This window comes from Ralstonia sp. VS2407 (assembly GCF_052950655.1).
In genome coordinates this window covers 107,721-130,928 of the sequence record NZ_JBRFVG010000012.1, presented here as the reverse complement: position 1 = coordinate 130,928, position 23,208 = coordinate 107,721, and the positions used below count along the sequence as shown (strand labels likewise).

Annotated in this window: 19 protein-coding genes; 11 read left to right on the top strand and 8 right to left on the bottom strand. The window is 65.7% G+C overall.

Annotation, left to right across the window (positions count from 1 at the left end; translation table 11 throughout):
• The first annotated feature begins 115 nt into the window (after positions 1–115).
• Together ACU8YE_RS19205 and ACU8YE_RS19200 are read left to right on the top strand one after the other, a co-directional pair.
• Complete coding sequence (locus tag ACU8YE_RS19205; RefSeq protein ID WP_446929367.1) at positions 116–1,066, top strand: helix-turn-helix domain-containing protein; 951 nt, start codon at positions 116–118, stop codon at positions 1,064–1,066.
• A gap of 90 nt (positions 1,067–1,156) precedes the next feature.
• Positions 1,157–1,933, top strand: coding sequence for a PepSY-associated TM helix domain-containing protein (locus tag ACU8YE_RS19200; protein ID WP_260772010.1), 777 nt, complete (start codon positions 1,157–1,159; stop codon positions 1,931–1,933).
• A 70-nt stretch (positions 1,934–2,003) separates the two neighbouring features.
• Here ACU8YE_RS19200 and ACU8YE_RS19195 read toward each other — a convergent pair whose 3' ends face one another.
• Positions 2,004–2,867: a MurR/RpiR family transcriptional regulator gene (locus ACU8YE_RS19195; RefSeq protein WP_232041229.1), complete on the bottom strand. Its 864-nt coding sequence runs from the start codon at positions 2,865–2,867 to the stop codon at positions 2,004–2,006.
• 287 nt (positions 2,868–3,154) lie between these two features.
• Between ACU8YE_RS19195 and ACU8YE_RS19190 the strand changes: the two genes are divergently transcribed.
• On the top strand, positions 3,155–4,201 hold the full coding sequence (locus ACU8YE_RS19190; RefSeq protein WP_316870704.1) for a porin: 1,047 nt from the start codon (positions 3,155–3,157) through the stop codon (positions 4,199–4,201).
• Positions 4,202–4,474: 273 nt separating this feature from the next.
• Here the strand turns inward: ACU8YE_RS19190 and ACU8YE_RS19185 are convergent, their stop codons facing one another.
• Both ACU8YE_RS19185 and ACU8YE_RS19180 read right to left on the bottom strand, forming a co-directional pair.
• Positions 4,475–6,745 (bottom strand): mechanosensitive ion channel family protein, encoded by a 2,271-nt coding sequence (locus tag ACU8YE_RS19185; protein ID WP_446929366.1) that lies wholly within the window; start codon positions 6,743–6,745, stop codon positions 4,475–4,477.
• 66 nt (positions 6,746–6,811) lie between these two features.
• Entirely contained in the window at positions 6,812–8,065 is a 1,254-nt protein-coding gene (locus ACU8YE_RS19180) for an MFS transporter (RefSeq protein ID WP_446929365.1), read from the bottom strand.
• 119 nt (positions 8,066–8,184) lie between these two features.
• Between ACU8YE_RS19180 and ACU8YE_RS19175 the strand changes: the two genes are divergently transcribed.
• Positions 8,185–8,901: a glutathione S-transferase gene (locus ACU8YE_RS19175; RefSeq protein WP_260803846.1), complete on the top strand. Its 717-nt coding sequence runs from the start codon at positions 8,185–8,187 to the stop codon at positions 8,899–8,901.
• A 41-nt stretch (positions 8,902–8,942) separates the two neighbouring features.
• Here the strand turns inward: ACU8YE_RS19175 and ACU8YE_RS19170 are convergent, their stop codons facing one another.
• From ACU8YE_RS19170 to ACU8YE_RS19155, 4 genes are all read right to left on the bottom strand, one after another.
• Positions 8,943–9,344: a hypothetical protein gene (locus ACU8YE_RS19170; protein ID WP_232041234.1), complete on the bottom strand. Its 402-nt coding sequence runs from the start codon at positions 9,342–9,344 to the stop codon at positions 8,943–8,945.
• Positions 9,345–9,385: 41 nt separating this feature from the next.
• Positions 9,386–9,808 (bottom strand): hypothetical protein, encoded by a 423-nt coding sequence (locus ACU8YE_RS19165; RefSeq protein WP_316870699.1) that lies wholly within the window; start codon positions 9,806–9,808, stop codon positions 9,386–9,388.
• Positions 9,809–10,145: 337 nt separating this feature from the next.
• Entirely contained in the window at positions 10,146–10,373 is a 228-nt protein-coding gene (locus tag ACU8YE_RS19160) for a hypothetical protein (RefSeq protein ID WP_232041236.1), read from the bottom strand.
• 44 nt (positions 10,374–10,417) lie between these two features.
• The gene (locus ACU8YE_RS19155) at positions 10,418–10,627 is read right to left on the bottom strand and encodes a hypothetical protein (protein ID WP_024977449.1); all 210 of its coding nucleotides are present in this window, start codon (positions 10,625–10,627) and stop codon (positions 10,418–10,420) included.
• A 273-nt stretch (positions 10,628–10,900) separates the two neighbouring features.
• Here ACU8YE_RS19155 and ACU8YE_RS19150 point away from each other — a divergent pair, with 273 nt between their 5' ends.
• Entirely contained in the window at positions 10,901–12,115 is a 1,215-nt protein-coding gene (locus tag ACU8YE_RS19150) for a hypothetical protein (protein ID WP_446929364.1), read from the top strand.
• Positions 12,116–12,125: 10 nt separating this feature from the next.
• Here ACU8YE_RS19150 and ACU8YE_RS19145 read toward each other — a convergent pair whose 3' ends face one another.
• Entirely contained in the window at positions 12,126–13,274 is a 1,149-nt protein-coding gene (locus ACU8YE_RS19145; RefSeq protein WP_446929363.1) for a cation diffusion facilitator family transporter, read from the bottom strand.
• A gap of 239 nt (positions 13,275–13,513) precedes the next feature.
• On the opposite strand from ACU8YE_RS19145, the gene ACU8YE_RS19140 reads away from it, so the two are divergent.
• The 6 genes from ACU8YE_RS19140 to ACU8YE_RS19115 all read left to right on the top strand — a co-directional run bounded on the left by ACU8YE_RS19140 (position 13,514) and on the right by ACU8YE_RS19115 (position 23,140).
• A complete protein-coding gene (locus ACU8YE_RS19140; protein WP_232041239.1) occupies positions 13,514–14,182 on the top strand; it encodes a response regulator transcription factor in 669 nt (222 codons plus the stop codon).
• A gap of 4 nt (positions 14,183–14,186) precedes the next feature.
• Positions 14,187–18,527 (top strand): ATP-binding protein, encoded by a 4,341-nt coding sequence (locus ACU8YE_RS19135; protein ID WP_446929362.1) that lies wholly within the window; start codon positions 14,187–14,189, stop codon positions 18,525–18,527.
• Positions 18,528–18,672: 145 nt separating this feature from the next.
• Positions 18,673–20,295, top strand: a complete 1,623-nt coding sequence (locus ACU8YE_RS19130; RefSeq protein ID WP_232041241.1) for a flavin-containing monooxygenase — start codon at positions 18,673–18,675, stop codon at positions 20,293–20,295.
• A gap of 28 nt (positions 20,296–20,323) precedes the next feature.
• Entirely contained in the window at positions 20,324–21,214 is an 891-nt protein-coding gene (locus ACU8YE_RS19125) for an SDR family NAD(P)-dependent oxidoreductase (RefSeq protein WP_147218435.1), read from the top strand.
• Between the two features lie 10 nt (positions 21,215–21,224).
• Positions 21,225–22,247 (top strand): alpha/beta fold hydrolase, encoded by a 1,023-nt coding sequence (locus ACU8YE_RS19120; protein WP_102063953.1) that lies wholly within the window; start codon positions 21,225–21,227, stop codon positions 22,245–22,247.
• Positions 22,244–23,140, top strand: a complete 897-nt coding sequence (locus tag ACU8YE_RS19115) for a metal-dependent hydrolase (protein ID WP_232041243.1) — start codon at positions 22,244–22,246, stop codon at positions 23,138–23,140. Before ACU8YE_RS19120 ends, ACU8YE_RS19115 begins: the two co-directional genes overlap by 4 nt.
• Positions 23,141–23,208: the final 68 nt, after the last annotated feature.

Sequence of the window (23,208 nt, the reverse complement as noted above, 5' to 3'; positions counted from 1 at the left end):
GCACTCCGCTCGAGGTATCGGGTTGGGATGGACCGAGTATTGGCGACGCCAGAGGCGGTCACAATTACGCGGCAGGTAATCGCGGCAGCTACCTGACTCTGCTTCAATAGGTGACATGACGCCCACCAAGCCCACCTCCGCCTCGTCCATCGACGACACCCTCATGCTTGAAGACGCCCATGCCTCCCATGGCGCCCAGGTGGCGATCGAGCCGCCTGAAGCAGCGCTCTCGCGCTTCCCGCAGTTGCTGCGCTTCTGGCGCACGCGGCGCGGCTATAGCCAGCTGGCGCTGGCCCTGGCGGCGGGTGTGTCGCAGCGGCATGTGAGCTTTCTGGAATCGGCCCGCGCAACGCCCAGCCGCAACATGATCCTGCAACTGGCCGAGGAGCTGAACGTGCCGCTGCGCCATCGCAACCAGATGCTGCTGGCTGCCGGTTTCGCCCCCGCCTATTCCGAACAGGGCCTCGCCACACCGCCCGATGAGGGCTCGCCGATGATGCAGGCGGTGCGCCACGCGGTGAAGCTGATCCTCGACAAGCAGGCGCCGTATCCGGCCATCGTGCTCGACCGTTTCTGGCATGTACTCGATGCCAATGCCGCGCATCGCCGCCTGATGCGCTGGGCCATCGGCGACGACCGGTCCGAAGGCGCGCCGGGTGCCGTCAACATGATGAAGCTGGTGTTCGACCCGACCGCGCTATGGCCCGCCATCGCCAACCGCGATGCCGTCGGGCGCTACCTGGCCCGGCGCGTGCGGCAGGAACTGGCGCTGCAAGCCATCGACCCGGCGACGCAGCGGCTGCTGCACGACATCCGCGCGATGCAACCGGCGCTGTTCGATGCGTCGGATGCGCCGGCAGCCCACGCCGCACCCGCGCACGAGGCCGGCGATCCGCCGCCGTTCCTGCCCATCTCACTGCAGCGCGACGGCGTGACGATCTCGCTGTTCTCCACGCTCACCACGCTGGGCACCCCGCGCGATGCGGGGCTGCAGGAGATGCGCATCGAGTGCTTCTATCCGGCGGATGAAGCGTCGCGGCGGGCGCTGGAGCGTATTACGTTGTAAGCTGCACCCAATTGCAACGAGAATCATTCTCATCTATATTGGCCGGTCGATTTGCCTCCCTCCGGCGGCTGTTACGCCGCCTTGTGCTTCATGACCGACCTGTCCCATCCCCCGCTTTCGGCCGAGCCCGCCGCCAAACCGGCCGCCAACGCCCGCCCGGCAAAGGCCAAATCCGAACACCCAGCCAACCGCCGCGCCACGATCGTCCGGTGGCTACGCAAGACGCACGGATGGTTCGGGCTGTGGGGCGCGGTGATGGGCTTGATCTTCGGTGTGTCGGGCATCTGGCTGAACCACCGCGCGGTGCTGAAGCTGCCCGTGGCGCAACAGCGCATCAATACGCAGATCGCCCTGCCCGACCCCGTGCCCGCAACACCTGAAGCGATGGCCGCCTGGCTGCAGCAGACGCTGAACACGCCGGAGCCGGCCACCCGTACGCGCGTAGAAAAGGCCAAGCCGGTGGCCTGGGCCGAGCGCCCCGCCAAGGGCGAAGGCGCCAAGGACGAGAAGACCGCCGACGCGCCGCGCGAACCCGCCGCCAAACCGCTGATGCAGCCCGAGCAATGGACCTTCAACTTCGGCAGCGCCACCACGCAAATCCAGGCGGAATACTGGGCCGGCAACCGCTCGGTAGCGATCCGCCAGACTGACAACGGCTTCCTCGGCACGCTGATGAGCCTGCACAAGGGCGTCGGCATGACGGTGCCGTGGATTCTGCTGGTGGATACGCTGGCCGGCTGCCTGATCTTCCTGTCGATCTCGGGCCTGTGGCTGTGGGTGATGACCACCAAACGCCGCACAGTCGGCTGGACGATCTTCGGTTTGGGAAGTCTGCTGGCGATCGGGCTGGCGATCTCGCGGCTCTGAGTACCGCATGTGTTGTAGATGGCGCCCGCGTGGCGCCATTTTTTTGCCTTCGTCGCTTCGTCGCCGTCGCTTACGGGCGATCGACGCTGCGCTCGGTCAGCAGCCGCTGGATTGCCCGCATGCGCGAGCGGACCATCTCGTCGCGGCGCTGCGCCACGCAGGTCATCAGGATTTCGATGACGGTGAGGTGCACGAGGTACGCCTCGGTGCCGACCCGCATCACCGCATCTTCCGGCACGTCCACCGTGAGCGCGATCTGCGCGCGCTCGGCCAGCGGAGTGCCCGCCTGGGTGATGGCGATCACGCACGCGCCCTGCTCGGCCGCATAGGCAATCGACTCGAGCAGATACGGCATGCGCCCCACGTGCGAGAACGCCACCACAACGTCGGACGCGCCCAACATGGCCGCTGACACAAGCTGCAGATGCGCATCGAAGTAAGCGTTGGACGCCAGCCCCAGCCGCATCAGCCGCGCCTGCATGTCGTTCGCCATGAACGATGAGGCCGCACCGGCCGCATAGCAATCGACGCGGCGCGCGCGTGCGATGCGCTCGGCGGCGGCGTCGACCTGCGTGGTGGACAGCGATTCGCGCAGCTTGGCCAGCGCCCGCGTGGCGCCATCGATGACCTTGCTGGCAACCAACGCAGGCGGGTCCGCCCGGCCGACATGCCCCGGCAGCGTCGGCTGCGCGTGCGCCAGCTCGGCGGCCAGCGTGGCCTTGAACTCGCGCAAGCCTTCAAAGCCGAGCGCCTGGCACATCCGCACGATGGTCGGCATCGACACGCCTGCGCGCACGGCCAGTGTCTCGACGGATTGCTCGAGCGACAGCTCCGGCGCCTCCAGGATCAACCGCGCCACGCCCTGCTGCGCCGGCGAGAGCGCAGACAACTGGTCGCGCAGGGCGTTGAGCAGGGGAACGGAGAACGAAGGCATGGCGGTACGTAGTCGGCGAACGGAAATCAGCGTCGCCAGTGTAGCGGCAGCCCCGCGCCACGCCGCCTGGCCGAGGGAAAACCCCCAAGAATCTGTAAGCCCGCGGTTTACGCGCAATGCCCCTTCAGCGGGCAATGCTCCAACCGGCGCGACGTGTGCGGCGCTTTGCCGGTGCATGCGTAACTTCAACCCTTACAGAGCAGACTTGCCTGAGAGTCGGCCCCCGAGCCAGGCCGGAAAACCCGTTCCGGCCGACACAACAGTCGTCACGACAACAAGGGAGCCACATGACTACTTCGATCCGTTCCATTCCGCTATCGGCTGTTGCACTGTCGGCGCTGCTGGCCTGCGGTACCGCGCATGCGCAATCGAACGTCACGCTGTACGGCGTGATGGAAACCGGCCTGCGCTACAGCACCAACAACGACGCCGACGGCCACGGCAAGGCCGAGATGGCGGGCGGCTACTACAGCGGCAGCCGCTTCGGCATTCGGGGCTCGGAAGACCTGGGCAACGGGCTGAAGGCCGTGTTCCACCTAGTCAGCGGTTTCGCGCCGGACACCGGCGTGGGCTCCACCAACGACATGGGCCTGGGCGGCTACAAGCCCACCACGCCCGCAACGTCGCGCCTGTTCGGGCGCCAGGCGTATGTCGGCTTGGAAGGCGGCTTTGGCTCGCTGACGTTCGGCCGACAAGAGAACCTTGTCTTCAACACGGCCGGCCAGTACGACGCGCTTTCTATCGGCAACCTCGGCGCGACGGCCTGGCACGTCACCGCCACCGGCGTGCGCATCGACAACGCGGTCAAGTACGTGGGCGATTTCAACGGCTGGCGCCCGGGCGTGATGGTCGGCATGGGCGAGCAGGCGGGCGCGTTCTCCGCAGGCAACTACAGCGCGCTGTCGCTCAACTACGCCAGCGGCCCGTTCGCGTTCGGCGGCGCGTGGGAGCAGCAGAAAGACCTGCAATCGGTCGGCACCCGCACCTGGACCACCGGCGGCAGCGTGCAGGTCGGCCCGGCAAAACTGATGCTCGGCTACATCAACTACCGCGATGGCACGCCCACCAAGAACGACCTCATCCTCGGCGGCGTGAAATACGACTTCAGCGGTCAGTACAATCTCGTGGTCGGCGGCATGGCCACGCGCCAGCGCGACCCCGACGGCCTGCGCTACACCGCCTACGCGATCATGAATTACGTGGTCAGCAAGCGCACGTGGCTGTACGTCGGCATGGACTACACCCACCAGAAAGACGCCGGCACCGTCCTGGCAGCCGCACTGCCGAAAGCCTCGCAGACCGGCGTCATGGTCGGCATGCGCCACGGCTTCTAAAACGAAGCACAAGGCCTGGGCGCCAACACCGGCGCCCAGACGGTTTGGCCGTACCCTGCCCTAGATGGCGCCTTGGATTTGTGTCGCGGGGAGGAAAAAGAGGGGAGGCCTGTCTGAGCGCAGCGAGTTTGCCTCTCCTCCCTCCCCGTGACACAAATCCAAGGAGTCTTTCGCCATCTCGGGCGCGCCTTTCTTTGCTTACTTTCTTTGGCAAGACAAAGAAAGTGAGTCGGCCCCGGCAGGGGACGAAACCCCAGCAAACCACCAACGCCCTTACGCCGGCGCAGCAGCAGGCGGCTCACCAGCAGCCGATATCACCTTCCCCTCATCCGGCGCCACCCGCGTCATCCACGCCTCAAACGCCGCAGAAGTCCGCAACACCGTCCCCGGCGCCGCCAGCGGCACGCCCGCCTTGTCGAACGCATCCTTGAGCACAACGTTGAACGCCCGCAGCACATCCGCCTGCTTCTGCGGACGCGTCTTGAACCGCCCCTTGACGATCATCGCGCCCCCTTCAAAGCGGTCCAGCCCAAAGATCTCCGCACCGCCCAGCAGCGTGTAGGCAAAACGCGGCTCACCCGCAATCTGGTCGGCCGCCGCGCGCACAAGATCGATCGCCTGCTGCGGTTCGGCCTCCATCGCCACGCGCACTTCAAAGTCGGCAAACGAGTAATCGCGCGAGAGGTTGCGCACGGTCTTGATCTGGCTGAACGGAATCGACAGCACCGCGCCCGTGCCATCGCGCAGCCGCACCGTGCGAATGGTCAGGTTGATGACGGAGCCCGTGGCCACCCCCACGTCCACCGTATCGCCCACGCTGATCGTGTCCTCCATCAAGATGAAGATGCCGGTGATGAAGTCCTGCGCCAGCGACTGCGCACCAAAGCCCACCGCCAGACCGATCACCCCGGCGCCCGCCACCAGCGGCGTCACGTTCACACCCAGGTTGGCCAGCACGCCAATGCTGGCTGTCACCACCAGCGTCACCTTCAGGCCATTGCGCAGCAGCGGCAGGATGGTCAGCGCGCGCGTACTGGGCTGCGCCCGCGCCGAGGCCGGCGACAGCGCCCGCAAGATCGCCGTGTCGAGCAGGATCCAGACGAGCCAGGTGGCAAAGACGGTGCCGATCAGGCCCACCATGGCATCGGCGATGCGCTTGCCGTTGACGGAGCTATGCGCAACCTCCACCAGCGTGTGGCCCCACACGCGCAGCACCAGTTCCAGGAAGGCGATCCAGATGACGAGCTTGATCAGCGCGCCAACGAAATGCTTGAGCCTCTCCACATAAGGCGAGCTGCGCGCCAGACGCAGGTGTGAGCGCCAGTTGGCGCGGGGGCGGATGAGCGCCGACAGGAAGAACGCCGCCACCAGCAGCAGCGACGTCATCACCGCGCGGCGCGCCACCACGTCAACGTTGTCGGGCGTCGTCAGGGTGGCCACGACGGTGGCGCTCGCCAGCACCACCACGGGCACCGGCCAGAACGCGGCCAGCAGACGGCGAATCTGGTTGCCGGTGTGTTCGCCGCTGCGCAGCTCCAGCGGTCGGTTGGCAATCAACTGCCCGATCGGCCGGCGCGCCCACAACGCGCCCACCGCCAGCATCAATGACGCCACCACGTTGCACACCGTGGCCAGCAGCAGACTGAGCGAGCCGCCCAGCACCAAGGCAACGCGCGGATCGACCAGCGCGTCGCCGCAGGCGCCCAGACTGGCCGTCAGAAAGATCGGCCACATGCCGTGCTTGAACAGGTATTCCACCGCCACACGCCGATGCGCGCTGCCGGAAAAGAGCGAGAACAGCATCGCCACACCGGCCGTGATGATCGCGCCCCATACGATGGCGTAGGCCAGCACCACCGCCAGAACAAAGCCGGGCGAGGCATCGCGCTCCAGCCGCATGATGACGGCAAAGGAAATCGCCCATGGGCCGATCTTGCGCGCCGCGTCGATCAACAGCGCGCGCGTGGTCGGATGCGGCCCGAGGCCTGCAGTGAGGCCGAACACGCGGCGGATCAACCAGCCCAGGCCAAGCAGGCCAGCGGCGATGGCGGCCCAGATGCCCACGGTGCTGGCAAAGTCCGCAGCCAGCGGCATGCGCTTCTCGGGCGAGAGGAGCAGACTCGCGTTACCGCTGGCGGCCTCGATACGGCGCAGCCAATACCGCGGGGCGCCGGCTTCAACATCGGCCTGCAACGAGCCGTTCTCGATGAGCGACGCCACCGCGCCCAGCAGACCCGGCGCCTGTTCGGCCTGCACCTTCTGCTGCGCGCTCATGCCGTCGCGCAACTGCTTCAGTTCATTGACGAGAGCCGTGCGCTGCTGGTCGTTGTTGAGCAGCGTGATGACGGTGTCGAGCGATTGGCGCGTCTGCGCAGGGTCCGCTGCCGGCGCCGATGCGCTGGCGGTGGAGGTTGGCAGCCCGGCCAGCTTGGAAAACGACACCGGGGCAGCGTCGGCCGGGTTGGCGACGCACGCCATCAGAAAAAGCAGGACCGATACGAGCGGCCACAGTCGCCGCGTCAGGAAGAGAGAATGAGTACGCATGACAGGGAAAGCGATCGTGCAGACATCGACCACGGCACGATACGCGAATTCCCAGGGTGCACAACTTCAGCGCTTGGCGCCCGGCGGCAGCGGAGCGCGCCGCCAGAGCCACGCTGCCGTGCCGAGCGCACATGCCATGCAGGCCATCACCAGGGCCACCACCCCGGGCCAGCCCCACGGTGCGTAGAGCTTGCCGCCTGTGGTGCCGATCAGGCTGGAGCCCAGGTAATACGCCAGCAGATACAGCGCCGCAGCCTGCCCCTTGGCACGCTGCGCACGGCGCCCCACCCAGCCGCTGGCCACCGCGTGCGCGCCGAAAAAGCCGAAGGTCAGCAACGCAATACCGCCAATCACCAGCACTAGCGGCCCCGCCAAGGTCAGCAGCACGCCCGCCGACATCAGCACTGTGCCGGCCAGCAGAATGCGGCCCCGGCCATGGCGATCCGCCAATCGGCCAAACCACGCCGAGGCGCCAATACCCAGCAGGTACACCATGAAGATGCCGCCCACCGCCGTCTGGCTGAGGGCGTACGGTGCATCGAGCAAGTGGAAGCTCGCGTAGTTGTAGATCGTGACGAAGCCGCCCATCAGCAGAAAGCCCATGGCGAACAACGAACGCAGGCCCGGCTCGCGCAGATGCGCGCCGAGCGTATCGAACAGATCGCCCAGCGCCACACCCTTGCGTGGCACAAAACGCCGCGACGGCGGTAGCAGCCACAGGAATGCCAGCGCCGCCAGCAAACCCAATGTGCCGGTAAAACCCATGGCAGCACGCCAGCCGAAGTGATCTGCCACGGCACCGGTCAGCACACGCCCGGCCATCCCGCCGAATGCCGTCCCGCCGACGTAGAGGCCCATCGCCATGCCGAGCCCTTGCGGATGCACCTCTTCGGCCAGGTACGCCATCGCCACCGCCGGCACGCCGCCCAGCACCGCGCCCAGCAATGCCCGCGTGGCCAGCAACCCGTGCCAGCCCGGCAGCACCGCCGCTGCCAGCGTGAGCGCCGACGAGAGCACGAGCGACACGCCCATCAGTGTCTTGCGATGAATCGACTCCGACAGCAGCCCCGCAAACAGGATCGCAAAGGCCAGCAGCAGCGTGGACACCGACAGCACAAGGCTCGTCTGCGCGGGCGTGAGGCCAAAGTCGTGCGCCAGCATCGGCATGAGCGGTTGCACGCAATACAGCAGCGAAAACGTCGAGAAGCCCGCCGCGAACAGCGCCAGATTGGCGCGCAGAAAACCGGGATGCCCCCGGACCAGCCAGCGCGAAGGATCGGCGGGTTCGATGGCGGGCGAAGGAGAAAGCGGAGCGTTCACGGCGGGCGGGTTGAAACAGGCGCAGGGGCAAGCGCCTATTATCGTTCGCAGGCACCGTTCCCGCTGCGATGCGGCATCGCTCTTGCTGCGCAGCCCCCACCTCGCTTATCCGCCCGACCATGGAAACCACGCTCTACTACTGGCCCGAAATCCAGGGCCGCGGTGAATTCGTCCGGCTGGCGCTGGAGCAGGCCGCCGTGCCCTACACCGATCTCGGCCGCGAAGACGAAGCCGCCATCGAGGCGTTTCTGAACGACGCGGGCATTCCCACGCCGCCGTTCGCGCCGCCGTTCCTGGTGGCCGGCCAATTGGTGATCTCGCAGACAGCCAACATCCTGCTTTACCTGGGCCAGCACTACGGCCTGGCTCCGCACGACGAAGCCGGCGGCCTTTGGACGCACGGCCTGCAACTGACGATTGCCGATTTCGTGGTGGAGATTCACGACACGCACCACCCCATCGCTTCAGGCGAGTACTACGAAGACCAGCGCGCCGAAGCGAAGCGCCGCACGCAGGATTTTCTCGACAATCGCGCGCCCAAATTCCTGCATTACTTCGAGCGCGTGCTCGCGCGCAACCCCGCCGGCCCGACTTGGGCCGTGCGTGATGCACTGACGTATGTGGATTTGTCGCTATTCCAGATCGTGGCGGGGCTGCGCTACGCATTTCCTCGCCACATGCAGCGATACGAGCATGAGCTGCCACATCTGGTGGCGCTACATGATCGCGTGGCGGCGCAGCCGAACATCGCGGCGTATCTGGAATCGCCGCGGCGCATTCCGTTCAATACGATGGGCATCTTCCGCCACTATCCGGAGCTTGATGCCCTGAAATGACAAAACCCGGCGCAGGGCCGGGTTCGCGGTGGATACGTCGTTCAGGCTGCCAGTGGTGTATCGGGCAATCGGTCGGGCAACCGACGGCGGATGTCTTCCAGTGCCGCGGGCCAGCTTTCGATGGCCGCCAAGTCGTGGATGTCCTGCAGATCGATCAGCAGATCGACCACCTGGTCGTCGTCGACATTCACGCCGGAGCAGCGCAGCGCACGCGCGAGCGGATCATCGCTCGGCACACGCAGCAGGCTCACGCCCAGGCGCTCGATCGCGGCGCAGTAGAACGCATCGTCAATAAGAATGCCGACGCCGCATCGGCGGTTGTCGAGCCCGCGATAACGCGGCTCGCCGTCGGCGTCTTCAGAGCGGCATTGCTGTGCGAGCAGGTGTGCGCGCACGCGTTCAAAAATGTCCTCGATGCCGAGGAACGTCCCCTTCCCTTTCATGGTGTCACCTTCTATAGGGTGATCTGTGACCGGCCGGTCGGTCAGAATGTATCGACAAGAGCGCCGCTGAGGCCGAATTGGCGCGCAATCGACTGCAGGCGTTCCTTCCACTCCCACGTGCCGAACACGTCATGTGCGTTCTGCAGCTTGGAGAGCAGCTCAACGGTGTCGCGGTCGTCCACATCGATGCGCGCGCGCTTGAGCGCTCGGCGCAACGCCATGACGCCCGCGTCCATATAACGCGGAATCTCGTTGGTGGGCTTGAGGATGTAGCGCACCGGCACGCTTTCCATCGACGTCGTGTAGTCACGCACGCCGATCAGGTTGCCGATCGGGCAGCAGCGGCCGCCCTGGCCGTGGTACGCCGCACCGCCGCGCGGCAGGATGGCAGCGCCCCCCTGACCGAACAGATGGCGAACCGCGCCGTCGTAGATTTCTTGCTTGCTGAGATATTGCGTCTTCATGTTCTTTCCCCTGACCCCAAGATTGCAGGCGCCGCCGCTTCGATTCACTTCCGACTTACGGCCTGACGTTGCGTCCGACGTCGCACAATCTGCCATCCGTGCGATCTATCTTGGTTCAGGATGCACCAGAACCATGGGCCGAAAAAGGACCGGAATGTAAGTCATTTTTACCGTTTGCTTTTTGGCAACGGATCGCCCGCAAAGGTGCGCCAGTCAACGCTTTACGGGTGCTTCAGACACCACGCGACGGGGCCGATTTGGCATGCCCTGATGCGCGTTCGCAACAGCATGTGCGCATGGCTGCGCGCACGTGGCGCATGCGTCGTAGGTGCGGCGCTTACATCCCGATGATCTGGTCTGCGTGGCCGAGACAGAAGCCACGTCGGTCATGGTGCCCACAGGTGGGCATCACCTCGTAGCCGGCAGCGCGCAGCAATACCGCGCGCGCGGCCACCTCCACCGGGGGCAGGGGCTGCCCCGAGTCTTCATCGCGCACCAGCCGGCCGAGTTGGGCAAACGGCTGGCGCAGCAGATGGTTCAGATCCAGCGAACCGCAGTACCGCATCACATCACCTTCTTCAAAATGGCGGCGGCACCGCGGTGCGCCGATTACATCGATTCGTCTGCCAGCTCAGGACACGCAACCAGCGTCCGGCGCACACGCGCATAAGCGGCACGCTGTGCCCAGATCGCGTCGGTCAAGGCCGCAATCAGCGCGTCGCGGGGCAGGCTTTGCGGTGCCACGCCGAACTGCGCCTCCACGGTACGTAGAGCCTCCGTCACTTCGCTTCGCCATCGGGCGTCGAGTCGCTGGGTCATGTTGTTCTCGTTGGGTCGGTTCTGGCGCGGTGGGCGGCGGGCTTGTGCCCACTCTGGCCGCGCTGGGAAGGGATTGGCGGAATGGGTTCCGCTCTTGTTTGTGAAGAACGGCACACGGGACTGAAACTTGATCGCCTCGGCGGGGGGTAAACCGGTCGCCCGGGATCGGGTGCCACTGAGCGCCTCTCCGCCAAACGGGCTCCCCCATTCGCGCAGCAACTTCGGCGGGTGCCCGCGGCCCAATCGGTTCTGAAACCGCCACCCGAGCCACCGATGAAGATGGAGCGTCACGTGTCCCGACTGTCTTTCCTGCACCGTACCTTGCTGACCGTTGCGTGCGCGCTGGCCTTGCCCGCCGTTGCGACGGCTGGCGCCCCCGATCCGCGTCAATACATGCATGGCATCAGCGCGGTGCCTGGCGCCAAGGCCGACACCTTCAACGTGTTCTTCAGTAGCTCGGGCCTGCCGCCGCGCGGTGCCGATCGCAGCGGAAACTGGCCGCACGATGTCTATGTCGCGCAATGGCATGCCGACACGGGCGTGCTCGATGCCCCGCGCATCTTCATTCAGAAGCCCGAAGCGCAGGAGCCCGTGACGGTGGCGCGCAACCGCGCCGGCCAGGTGATGGTGTCGTTTGAAGACGGGTGGAATGCGCCGGAAAACGTCAACCAGCGCTTCGGCATCTACGACACCGCGCTGCGGCCCATCAAGCCGTATCCGCAACTGGTGGAATCCGGCAGCCATTCGGGCCACATCACGGCCGTGGGCGACCGTTTCGTGGTGTTCTACTCCGACGGCTGGATCACTGGCGGTGGCGTCGACAACCTCGGCAGCGGCAACGGCGTCTACCTGAAGGTCTACGACGGGCGAGGCCGTCGTCTGCACAACGTCGATGTTGCCGATGGCCGGCGCGAATGGTGGCCCATGGTGGCTGGCGGCAGCACCAATGCGCTGCTTGCCTGGCAGCAGTTCGTGCCAGGCCAGACGGAGGCCAATCTGAAAATCGCCGTGTTCGATCCCGTTAGCGGACGCGTGACCGGCGAGCAGCTTCTGCACAAGCATCTGCAGTACTACACCTACAGCGTCACGTGGATGCCGGCGATCGAGCGATACCTGCTGGTCGGCGTGGCCAAGGGCAACGGCTTTGCCGATCTGATCGACACCACGGGCAAGGTGCGCGCGTCCATTGCGTGCATGCCGGCAACGGTGCGCGAAGCGGGCATCACCGTGAACCAGAACACCGCCTATACGCCCGCCGCCGATGGCCGCCTGCTGCAACTGCAGGCGGGGCCGGATTCGCTCACGCTATCGGCCACGCTGCTGAACACCGACGGCAAGCGCGTGCAATGGCGGCCGGTCGGCAGCACCGGTTTGCTGCGCACGTCGGGCGCGATCGACTGGATGTCGCTGACGGAAAAGGGGCTGGAGCAGTTGCACTTCGACCCCGCCAAGATGCAGCCGGCCAACGCGGTCGACCAGTGCCGCTAGCGCGACAACCTTAAGCGTCCGTAACAAGCACGCGCAGGCGCACGAGACCATCCCACCTTGTGTGGATGGCATCGGCGATGCGGGCGATTTCGGCGGCCAGCGCTGGTGGCAGGACCAGGTCGACCTCCACCACGCCATCGACGTAATGGAGCACGCAGTGGCGTGCGTCCAGCGGCGTGCCGGGCGGCAGCAGTTGGGCCAGCACGGCGTGCAGCGCATCGCGGTCGGGGAGCGGCACGGGGTCGGTTGCGATGTGCTCGCGCGGGTCGACGTGAATCTGCACGTCGAGCACCGCCATCGCCGTATGCGCACTGAGTACGTTGGTGCGGGCCCGGACGGCAATCGCGTGACCTTCGCTCACGGAGACACGCGGATCGACCTCGATATGCGCGTCCACCAATGCCTGGTCGCCTGTCACACGCGTACGCAAGTCGTGCACGTTGATCACGCCCGGCGTGGCTTCCAGACTGGTGCGGATCGCCTCCACCTGCGCGGGCGGCAAGGCGCGGTCCATCAGGTCGTTGAGCGCTTCCCACCCAAAGCGCACACCCACACGGCCAATCATCAGCCCGACGATGCAGGCGGCTATCGGGTCCAGCCAGTGATAGCCCATCAGGTTGCCCGCCACGCCGACGGCCGCCACCAACGACGACACCGCATCGGAACGCGCATGCCACGCATTCGCAATCAGCATGCGTGAGTTGATGCGCTTGGCCACGGCCAGCATGTAGCGGAAGAGCCCTTCTTTGGCTGCCAGCGCGATCAGCGCCACCACCAGCGCCAGTCCATGCACGGGCGTCGGCCCCTGCGGCGAGCGCAGGCTTTCCACCGCGGCCCAGATCATGCCCGCGCCCGCCCCGATCAGCAGCAGCCCCAAGCCCAGCGACGCGGCGTTTTCGTAACGCGCGTGGCCGTACTGGTGGTCTTCGTCCGGCCCCTTGTGGCTGTTGCGGTTGGCAATGAAGACGATGCCATCGGCAATTAAGTCGGACAGCGTATGCAGCCCGTCCGCCACCAGGCCTTGCGAGTGCGACCACAGGCCCGCCGCAATCTGCCCCGCCGAGAGCAGGCAATTGACGCCAGCGCTCACCAAGGTGGAGCGCTCGGCGCTCTGCTTGCGTGCGGCCGCAGAAGGTGCTGTCGAGGATGTGGGCGTCATGGGAAATCGGTGCGATCAAGCGTGCGAGGCAATCGCCAGCATTGTGCCACGCACCGGTACACCGCCCCGATCCGAAATGATGGCCACGATCGCAACGTGCTGCGACAAATTTGCACCAGAAGAGCGCGGATTGGGGCGCATTTATAGGACGTTTCCGATGTTCCGCCCTGGAGGCTTCGGCGATTCTCAGCAATGCGGCAAACACATTGCCGCGCGTTACACGCTCGGAGACACGTCGAATGCAGAACCCCGTCCAACTCGTCATTGCAGATGATCACCCTGGCGTGGTGGCGGCCGTGCGGCGCCTCGTATCGGGGGTCGACGGCTTCGAGGTGGTGGGCGAAGCCAGCAACGCCGATGAGCTGCTCGCCGTGCTGGGTCGCGTGCGATGCGACCTTGTCATCACCGACTACGCCATGCCTGGCAGCCGCTACGGCGACGGCATCCTCCTGCTCGAATTCCTCGTGCGCCGCCACCCCGACCTGCGCGTGATGGTGCTCACCATGCTCGAGACGCGCGCACTGATGAGCAACATCCTGCGCGCGGGCATCAAGGTCATTGTCAGCAAATCCGACGAGCCACAGCACATCCTCGAAGGCATGCACGCGGCAGCGGGCGGTCGCATCTATCTCTCGCCAATGCTCAATGCCAAGCTGCTCTGCCGTAACGGGGAGCCACAGGCTGTCCACGACGACCCCGTCGCCAAATTGGGCAAGCGGGAGTTGGAAGTGCTGCGCATGTACGTGACCGGCAAGACGGTCAGCGAGATTGCCTTGCAGCTCAACCGCAGCGTCAAGACCATCAGCTCGCAGAAGCAGACGGCCATGCGCAAGCTCGAGCTTGGCACCGAGGCGGCGCTGTTCGACTTTGCCGTGCGCCACGGACTGCTTGGCAGCAGCGAGGCCTGAGACGATGGCCCGCGTCACGCTTTCGGTGTCGGCTCGCCTGCGCATCGGCATCGGCGCGGGGTTGCTCGCCTGTGCCGTTGCGCTGGGCTGGCTGGGCAGCTCGCCCGATGCCGATGCGGAAGATGCGGCGCAGGCCGTTCAACGGCTGACGCAGTTTCCGCCCAAGGTGACCGTGGGCGTCATCAGTGATGCCATGGCTCCGCTGGAGGGCGTCGAGGCCGACCGGCTCAGCGGCTTCTCCGGTGACCTGCTGATGCATCTGATTCCCCAGGATCAGGTACGCGTCATCCCGCATGTCTTTTCACGGCGTGATGAGCTGCTCAAGGCGGCTTGCCGCGGCGACGTCGACATCATCATGAGCGTGGCACCGCGCTCGCAGTACGACCATTGCCTCATCTATTCGGCGCCGTACCTTGAACGTCCCACCGCGGTGGTCGCGCGCAACGACAACACGCAAGTCGCGCAGAACCCGTTTGCCTCCGGCATGCGCATCGCCGTCGAGCAGGGCTCTTCGCTCGAAGAAGAGTTGGCTGGCCAATACCCGAGCATCCGCCTGATCAGTACGCCAACGGCGGCAGACGCCCTGGACGCCGTGCTGCACGACGCGGCAGACGCTTACGTGGGCGTCACCTATCCGACGCGGGAGTTGATGTCGCAGCCTCGCTACCGGCGGCTTTCAATCGTGCAGCTTGTGAACCAGCAGGTCGACGCGCTGCACTTTGCCGCGCCGCGCGGGCAGGCGATGTTGATCCGCTATCTGGACCGCCATCTCGCCCAGTTGCCCGACGCCACCATGAGCGAGCTGCGCGCGCGGTGGATCACGCAAGGCGGCGGTTCGTTTATGGGCGTGCAGCTGTCGGACAACGAGCGGGCCATGCTCGCGTCGCTCCCGCCCCTGCGCTACGCCGCCGACCCCGACTACATGCCCTACACCTTCAACGGAACGGGCGGCGGGATGCTGGGAATCTTCCCGGAATATCAGAACTTCCTCTCGCGTACGCTCGGGTTGCGCTTCGAGCGAGTGACCGTGCGCGACTGGGCTGAAGCGCTCGCGAAGGCGCGCAGCGGCGAGGTCGACATCCTGCTCGGTATATCCGATCAGGATTCCCGCCCGCCCGGCTTCACACTCTCTCAACCGATCGATGCCACACCGATGGTGATCGTCGGGCGCAGCGACGCGCTCACGGTGGCTGCGCTTCCCGAACTTTCCGGCAAGACCGTCGCTCTGCCGGCAAGCGAGACCCTGACCACGTTGCTGAACCAGAATGTGCCGAAGATTCGCATCCTGCCTGCACGCTCGGTCAGCGATGCATTGTCAATGACGGCGACCGGGGAAGCCGATTTCACGATCGTGAACCTGCCGGTGGCCGATGCGCTGATCCGTCATCACTTTCCAGGCGAGCTGAAGGTTACCGGTTCTGCGAATACGATCGAAAGCATCGGCGTGGGGGTATCGTCGCGGTACGCTGCGCTGGTGCCGCTCATCAACCGCGCGCTCTTCGCCATGCCCGAAGGCGAACAAGTGAGCATCCGCAACAAGTGGCTGTCGGTCAGCTACCAGTTGGGACCGTCCACTTCGGCTGTGCTTGGCAAGTTCGGGCCAGCGGCGGCGCTGGTGCTGGCTGCACTGGTCGCACTGTCCATCAAGCAGATGCAACTGCGCCGTGAGAACCACCAGCGCCGCCGCGCCGAGGAAAGCCTGGCGCGGCAACTGAGCTTCCAACGCGCGCTGATGGAGGCGGTGCCGTTCCCGCTCGTCGCCCATGACGCCGCGCACCGTTACGTTGCCGTGAATGCGGCGTTCTGCAACATGTTCGGCCGGACACGCGCGTCGTTGCTCGGGCACACGCCACAGGAGCTGGGGCTGTATTCGGTCGGCGACACGTCGCCGCTGTCCGATATCGACCGACGCGCGGCGCAGGCCAGCGAAAGCACGCGCGAAGAGCTCATCATCGACACGCCGGACGGCCAATCGCGCAACGTGCTGTACTGGATCGAGCCGTTTCACCTGCCGGACGGGCAACCTGCCGGCACCGTGGCCTCGCTGGTCGACATCAGCGAGATCCGTGAAACGCAGGCGCGGGCCGAACGCCTTGAGCAGCGCCTGCGCGAGGTCACCGAGTCGTTGCCCGCGCTTGTCTATCAGTTTGAGCTGCCGCCGGGCCAGGGGCAGGGCCGCATCACCTACGTGGCCGGCAAAGCGCACGAAACACTCGGCGCACAACCCCAGGACCTGCTGAGCTACCTGTCCACACCTGAACGGCTCATCCATAAAGAGGACAGGCAGCGCATGATCGACACGGTGCTTACCTCTGCGCAACACCTGACGCCGTTCGACCAGCAATTCCGCCACGTTTGTGAAGATGGAACGGTGCGCTGGCTGCACGCGCGCTCGATCCCGCACCGCGAGCCGGACGGCCGCACGGTCTGGAACGGCTACCTGAGCGACGTCACCACGGAGCGCGAGCAGGCCGACGCGCTGGAAGCCGCCAAGAACGCAGCGGAATCGGCCCTGCACGCGAAAGACCGCTTCCTGGCCATGATGAGCCACGAAATCCGCACGCCCATGAACGGCGTGCTCGGCCTGGTCGAACTGCTGCAGCAGACGAAGCTCGAGGGCGAGCAGAAGCAGATGGTTTCGTTGGTACAGGATTCGGGGCGCGCGCTGCTGCATATCCTCGATGACATCCTCGATTACGCAAAGGTCGAGGCCGGCCGACTGGATATTTCCCCCTCAGCCACAGACCTTCGCGAAGTCTTTGACGGCACGGTCGGCCTGCTGGCAAGCCGCGCACACGAGAAATCGCTCGCCGTGCACGTGGATGTGGGCGCCGATGTGCCGGCCAGTGTTTCTGTCGACAGCATTCGGCTACGGCAAATCCTGTTCAACCTGCTCTCCAACGCCATCAAATTCACCGACACGGGAAGCGTACGACTGTCAGCCGACTGCACGCGTGTTACGGACGGCACGGCGCACCTCGTCGTCTCTGTCATCGATACGGGCATCGGGATCTCACCGGAGGTGCAGGCAACGCTGTTCGCGCCATTCGTGCAGGCCGAGCGCTCGACCACGCGGCGCTACGGCGGCACCGGTCTGGGGTTGGCGATTTCTCGTCAGCTTGCGGGTCTGATGGGCGGTGAACTGCTGATGGAGAGCGCCCCCGGATACGGCACGGCTGTCACGCTGCGGCTGGCCGTGCCGGTTCTGCAAGCGCGGTATGCGCTGCCGCAACTGGCGGGCCGCAGCGTCGCCATCGTGGTGGACGACCCTGCCGTGCGCCACAGCCTCACGCAATTCGCGGTTGCGGCCGGACTGCAGGCCGGCCACCCACCGAACGCCGACATCCTCCTGACCTCGGCGGCGCAGGCAGACGCGCACGCCATCCGCATCACGTCAGAAGCGGGCTATGCGGGACCGGGCAACGCGCTGAGCGTCAATCCGCTGAGCTGGCACGCTTTCGTGCAGGCGTGCGAACGCGCCCTCCCGCAACCCGAATCCACGCAAGCCGCCAGCGCGACGGTACGCGCGCTTCCCGCCGCCGCACCCACTGAAGCGCCCGGTGCACACATCCTCGTGGCGGAAGACCATCCGATCAACCGCGAGCTGATCGCCCAGCAACTGCGTCTGCTCGGCTATCGGGTCACGCTGGCCGAAGATGGCGTCGTTGCGCTTGAGCGTCTGCACGAACACCGTTTCGACGCCTTGCTCACCGATTGCCACATGCCGCGCATGGACGGCTTTGACCTGGCCCGGCACATCCGCCACGAAGAACAAAAACACGCCGACGAGCGTCGCCTTCCCATCATCGCCATCACCGCAACGACGCTCGCTGAAGAGCACGCGCGCTGCCGTGCCGTTGGAATGGACGCGAGCCTGCTGAAACCAACCACCCTCGCCACGCTGCAGGAAGCGCTGTCTGCGCTGTGGAGCCCCGATGGTCTCGCGGTTGCGGGCACGCCCCCGGAAGATCCATTCACTTTGTCGCTCGACGATCTGCACGCCGCGCTCGGGACGGACCCGGCCGCAGCCGGGTTGGCGCAGGTCTTTCTGTCGTCGCTGGCCGAGGATGCGCAGCGGCTCCAGCCGCTGCTGGACGCGATGGACCGCCCCGCCCTGCGCCAGTGGGCCCATCGCACCGGCGGCGCACTGGCACTTCTGCACAGCCCCGACGTCGACGCTGTGGCGGAAGCCTTCCGCCATGCCGTGCACGATGGCAGCCATGACGACATCCACGCCGCCGGCAGGCGCGCTTTGCGTCTGCTAACGCACATCAACGCGTTGTTGAACGCCTTCTTGCCGGTGTCAGCCGACGTTGTGCACCGCACGCAAGTGACGGATTCATAAGGGAAAACCGTTTCAAGCGATCGATGCATCGCTTTTAGACGTGCAACTCCAATCGCCCGATTGACTCGGTCCTGGCGGCCTCCTACGATGACATCGACCAATGTCACATTAAGAGGCGCCCATGTGGTGCCCACGGAGACACCACGTGAACGCACGGACCGATTTTCCGCGCCCCGACGCTTTTGCGCCGACCCCGCGCAGCCCTGACGCCCCCGCCCTGATCGATGCCGCCATCATTGGGACGGGCTTTGCCGGCCTGGGCATGGCGATCCAGCTCAAGCAGAACGGCATCGACAACTTCCTCGTCTTCGAAAAAGCGGGGTCTGTGGGCGGCACGTGGCGCGACAACCACTACCCCGGCTGCGCGTGCGATGTGCAATCGCACCTGTATTCGTTTTCGTTCGCACCCAATCCGGACTGGTCGCGCATGTATTCGCCGCAGCCGGAAATTCGCGCGTATCTGGAGCGCTGCACCGATGAATTTGGCGTGCGCCCGCACGTGCGCTTCCATCACGAACTGACGCGCGCCACGTTTGACGAAGCCGCCGGCGTGTGGAACCTGGAAATGGCCGACGGCCGCCGCTACCGCGCCCGCACGCTCATCTCCGGCATGGGCGGCCTGAGCCGTCCGGCCTGGCCGAACATTCCCGGCATCGAAACCTTCCAGGGCAAGGCTTTCCACTCGCAGCTCTGGGAGCACGATTACGACCTGCGCGGCAAGCGCGTGGCCGTGATCGGAACCGGCGCGTCGGCCATCCAGTTCGTGCCGCAGATTGCGCCGAAGGTCGGCCGCCTCGACCTGTATCAGCGCACGCCGCCGTGGATTCTGCCCAAGCCCGACCGCAAGGTGTCGCGCGCGGAGCATTGGCTCTTCCGCCACCTGCCGTTCACGCAAAAGCTGATGCGCACGGGCATCTACTGGATGCTGGAGTCGCGCGTGCTCGGCTTTGTGATTCATCCGAAGCTGATGAAGGCGGTGGAACGCATGGCGCGCAGCCACATCAAGCGCCGCATTGCCGATCCGGTGCTGCGCGAGAAGGTCACGCCCGACTACACCATCGGCTGCAAGCGCATCCTGATCTCGAATGACTATTACCCGGCGCTCACGCGCGAGAACGTCGACGTGATCACCTCCGGCATCGCACGTGTGGAGCCCAACGCCATCGTCACCACCGACGGCACGCGGCGCGAGGTGGATTGCCTGATTTTTGGCACCGGCTTTCATGCGACGGACCCATTCCCGCGCGGCGTGCTGCTTGGCAGCCAGGGCGTCGACATTGTGGATGCGTGGGACAAGCACGGCGCCGAGGCCTACCTGGGCACCACCGTGTCGGGCTTTCCGAATTTCTTCATGGTGGTGGGCCCGAACACGGGGCTCGGCCACTCGTCGATGGTGTTCATGATCGAGTCGCAGGTGGCGTACATCGTCGACGCACTGAAGTCGATGCGTGCGCACAACGTGGCGGCCATTGACGTACGCCCCGACGTGCAGCGCCGCTTCAACGACGGCATCCAGAAGCGGCTGTCGAATGCGATCTGGTCGGCCGGCGGCTGCGTGAGCTGGTACCTCGACCCGAAGACCGGCAAGAACACCACGCTGTGGCCGGGATTCACGTGGCAGTTCCGCCGTGCCACCGCGCATTTCCGGCTGGCCGATTACCGCACGCGCCCGATGGCCGTCCCGAAGGGTGTGCCGCTGCGCGTGCCCGCCCGCACGGTGCCGGCCGCCCAAAACACCCCCAACGAAGAAGCGCTCGACCGCGTCTGAAGCGCGCCAGCCCCACGGAGACCACGCCATGAAGTCATTCAACAACCAGGTTGCCGCCATCACCGGTGCCGCGTCGGGCATGGGCCGCTCGCTGGCGCTGCAGCTGGCGCGCGAAGGCTGCCACCTCGCACTGGCCGATCGCAATGAAGCGGCGCTCGCGCAGACGCTGCAACTGGTGCGCGCGCACGAAGGCGACCGCATCCGCGTGACCACGCATGCCGTCGACGTGGCCGACCGCGCCGCGGTGTACCGCTGGGCAGAAGAAGCGGCCGCCGCGCACGGCAAGGTCAACCTGATCTTCAACAACGCGGGCGTGGCCCTGTCCAGCACGATCGAAGGCATGGAAGACGACGAGCTGGCCTGGATCATGAACATCAATTTCTGGGGCGTCGTGCACGGCACCAAGGCGTTCCTGCCGCTACTCAAAGCCACCGGCAACGGCCACATCATCAACACGTCGAGCATTTTCGGCATCTTTGCGCAGCCGGGCATGGGCGCCTACAACGCCAGCAAGTACGCCGTGCGCGGCTACACCGAAGCCCTGCGCCAGGAACTGGATCTGATGAACTGCGGCGTGTCAGCCACGTGCGTCCACCCGGGCGGCATCAAGACCAATATTGCCAAGTCGAGCCGCGTCTCGCCGAGCATGAACGGCTTCCTGGTGCGCGACGAACAGCAGGGCAAGGCGGAGTTCGAGAAGTTCTTCATCACCTCGGCCGACAAGGCTGCGGAGGTGATTCTGGACGGCGTGCGCAAGAACAAGCGTCGTGTGCTGATCGGCCCCGACGCCCACGCCGCCGATGTGATGGCCCGCTTGCTGCCCGCCGCATACCAGGCGCTGGTCGTGCGCGAAGCCCGCCGCACGCGCAAAAAGGCGCTGCGCGACGATACGGCGCCGGCCACCGCCCGCGCAAAGTAGGAGGCCGCCGATGAACACGGCCACCACCGGAGAATTGTTCGCCAGCCCCCCGCGCGCGAACCTGCTCAACGTTGCACGCGCCATGCTGCGCCCCGGCCGCATCGGCCTGCGCAGCATCGGCCGCGATGTGCTGATCGCACGCTACGCCAAGCCGCAGTCGCGCTACCTGCCGTTGATGGGCACGCGCGTGCATTACACCGATGAAGGCGCAGCCAACTCCGAAGGCACGCTGCTGCTGATCCACGGTTTTGGCGCGTCACTGCACACGTGGGATGGCGTGCTGCCGCAGCTCACGCGACGCTACCGCGTCATCCGGCTCGACCTGCCGCCGTTCGGCATCACCGGCCCGCTGCGCGATGCGCAAGGCCGCCCGCGCACGATGGAACTGCCGCTGTATCGCGACTTCATCGACGCGTTTGTCGACACGCTGGGCCTGTCGAAACTCACGCTGATCGGCAATTCGCTGGGCGGCATGGTGTCGTGGGACTTTGCCGTGCGGCACCCGGGTCGCGTCGAGAAGCTCGTGCTGATCGACTCGGCCGGCTTTCCGATGAAGCTGCCGATCTACATCGACCTGTTCAATCACATTGGCGTGCGGATGACGTCGCCGTGGATGCTGCCCGAAGGCATCATCCGCGCCGCCACGCGCGATGTGTATGGCGACCCGTCGCGCGTGTCCGAGCCCACGCTGCGCCGCTACGCCGATTTCTTCTATGCCGACGGTGCACGACAGGCCATCGGCAAGATGGTGCCGAAGTTCCGCTTTGACGATGTCGATACCAGCGGGCTGGCCTCGATCCGAGTGCCCACGCTCATCCTCTGGGGCCAGCGCGACCGGTGGATCCCGCCCGCGCATGCCGGCGAATTTGCCCGCCGCATTCCCGGCGCCACGCTGCGCATGTATCCGGCGCTCGGCCATATCCCGATGGAGGAAGACCCCGTACGCGTGGGGACCGACCTCTGTGCATTCCTCGACCAGGGGCGCGCGTCGACGCGCCTTTCAGAAACCACATTCCAGGAGAACCGCCCATGATGCCAGTCCGCCGCGACGTGCATCCTCACCTGCCGGCTGATCGCATCAGCAACTGGCACGAGCGAGGCACGCATGTCACCCACTTCCTGAACGCGCTGTCGATCTTCTTCCCGACCGGCGAGCGCTTCTTCATGGACAGCGTGCGCAACTACCGCCATCTGGTGACCGATCCCGAGCTCAAGCAGGCCGTGGCCGGCTTCATCGGCCAGGAAGCAATGCACACGCGCGAACACGTGCTGTACAACGACCTGCTCGACCGCGCCGGCCTGCCCGCCACGCGCATCGACCGCTTTGTCGGCAAGTTCCTGAACATGCTGCGAAAGTACACGCCCAAGTCGCACCAGTTGGCGGTGACGGTTGCGCTGGAGCATTACACGGCCATGCTGGCCGGCCAGGTACTCGCCCATGAAGATGGCCTGGGCCGCAACTCCGAACCCGGCTACCGCCAGGTCTGGATGTGGCACGCCATGGAAGAGACCGAGCACAAGGCGGTGAGCTACGACGTGTGGAACCTCGCCATCAAGCCTGGCCTGCGCCGTTACATCCTGCGCACCTCGACGATGCTGCTGACGACCGTCACCTTCTGGGCGATGGTGTTCTACGTGCACATGCGGCTGATCCTTGCCGACCGCACCTGCAAGAACAAGTTCTTCGGTCTGGGCAAGGCGTTCCATTACCTGTGGATCCACCCGGCACCGCTGCGCAAGATCATTCCGGAGTTCTTCGACTTCTTCCGGCCGTCCTTCCACCCGTGGGATGAAGACAACCGCGCCGCACTCGAACGCCTGCCCAAGCTGATCTCGGAGATCGAAGCCTATGCGGCTGCCAACGGGGAAGCACCGTCGCCGTCGATCCGGCGCAAGCTCTCGACGGCCGGTGCGGCCGGATCTTGAGCAGGCATTCAAAACGCCTGCAGCACCCGTCGTATCGGGATCAAACTAGAAATAGATAAGGCGCGCCC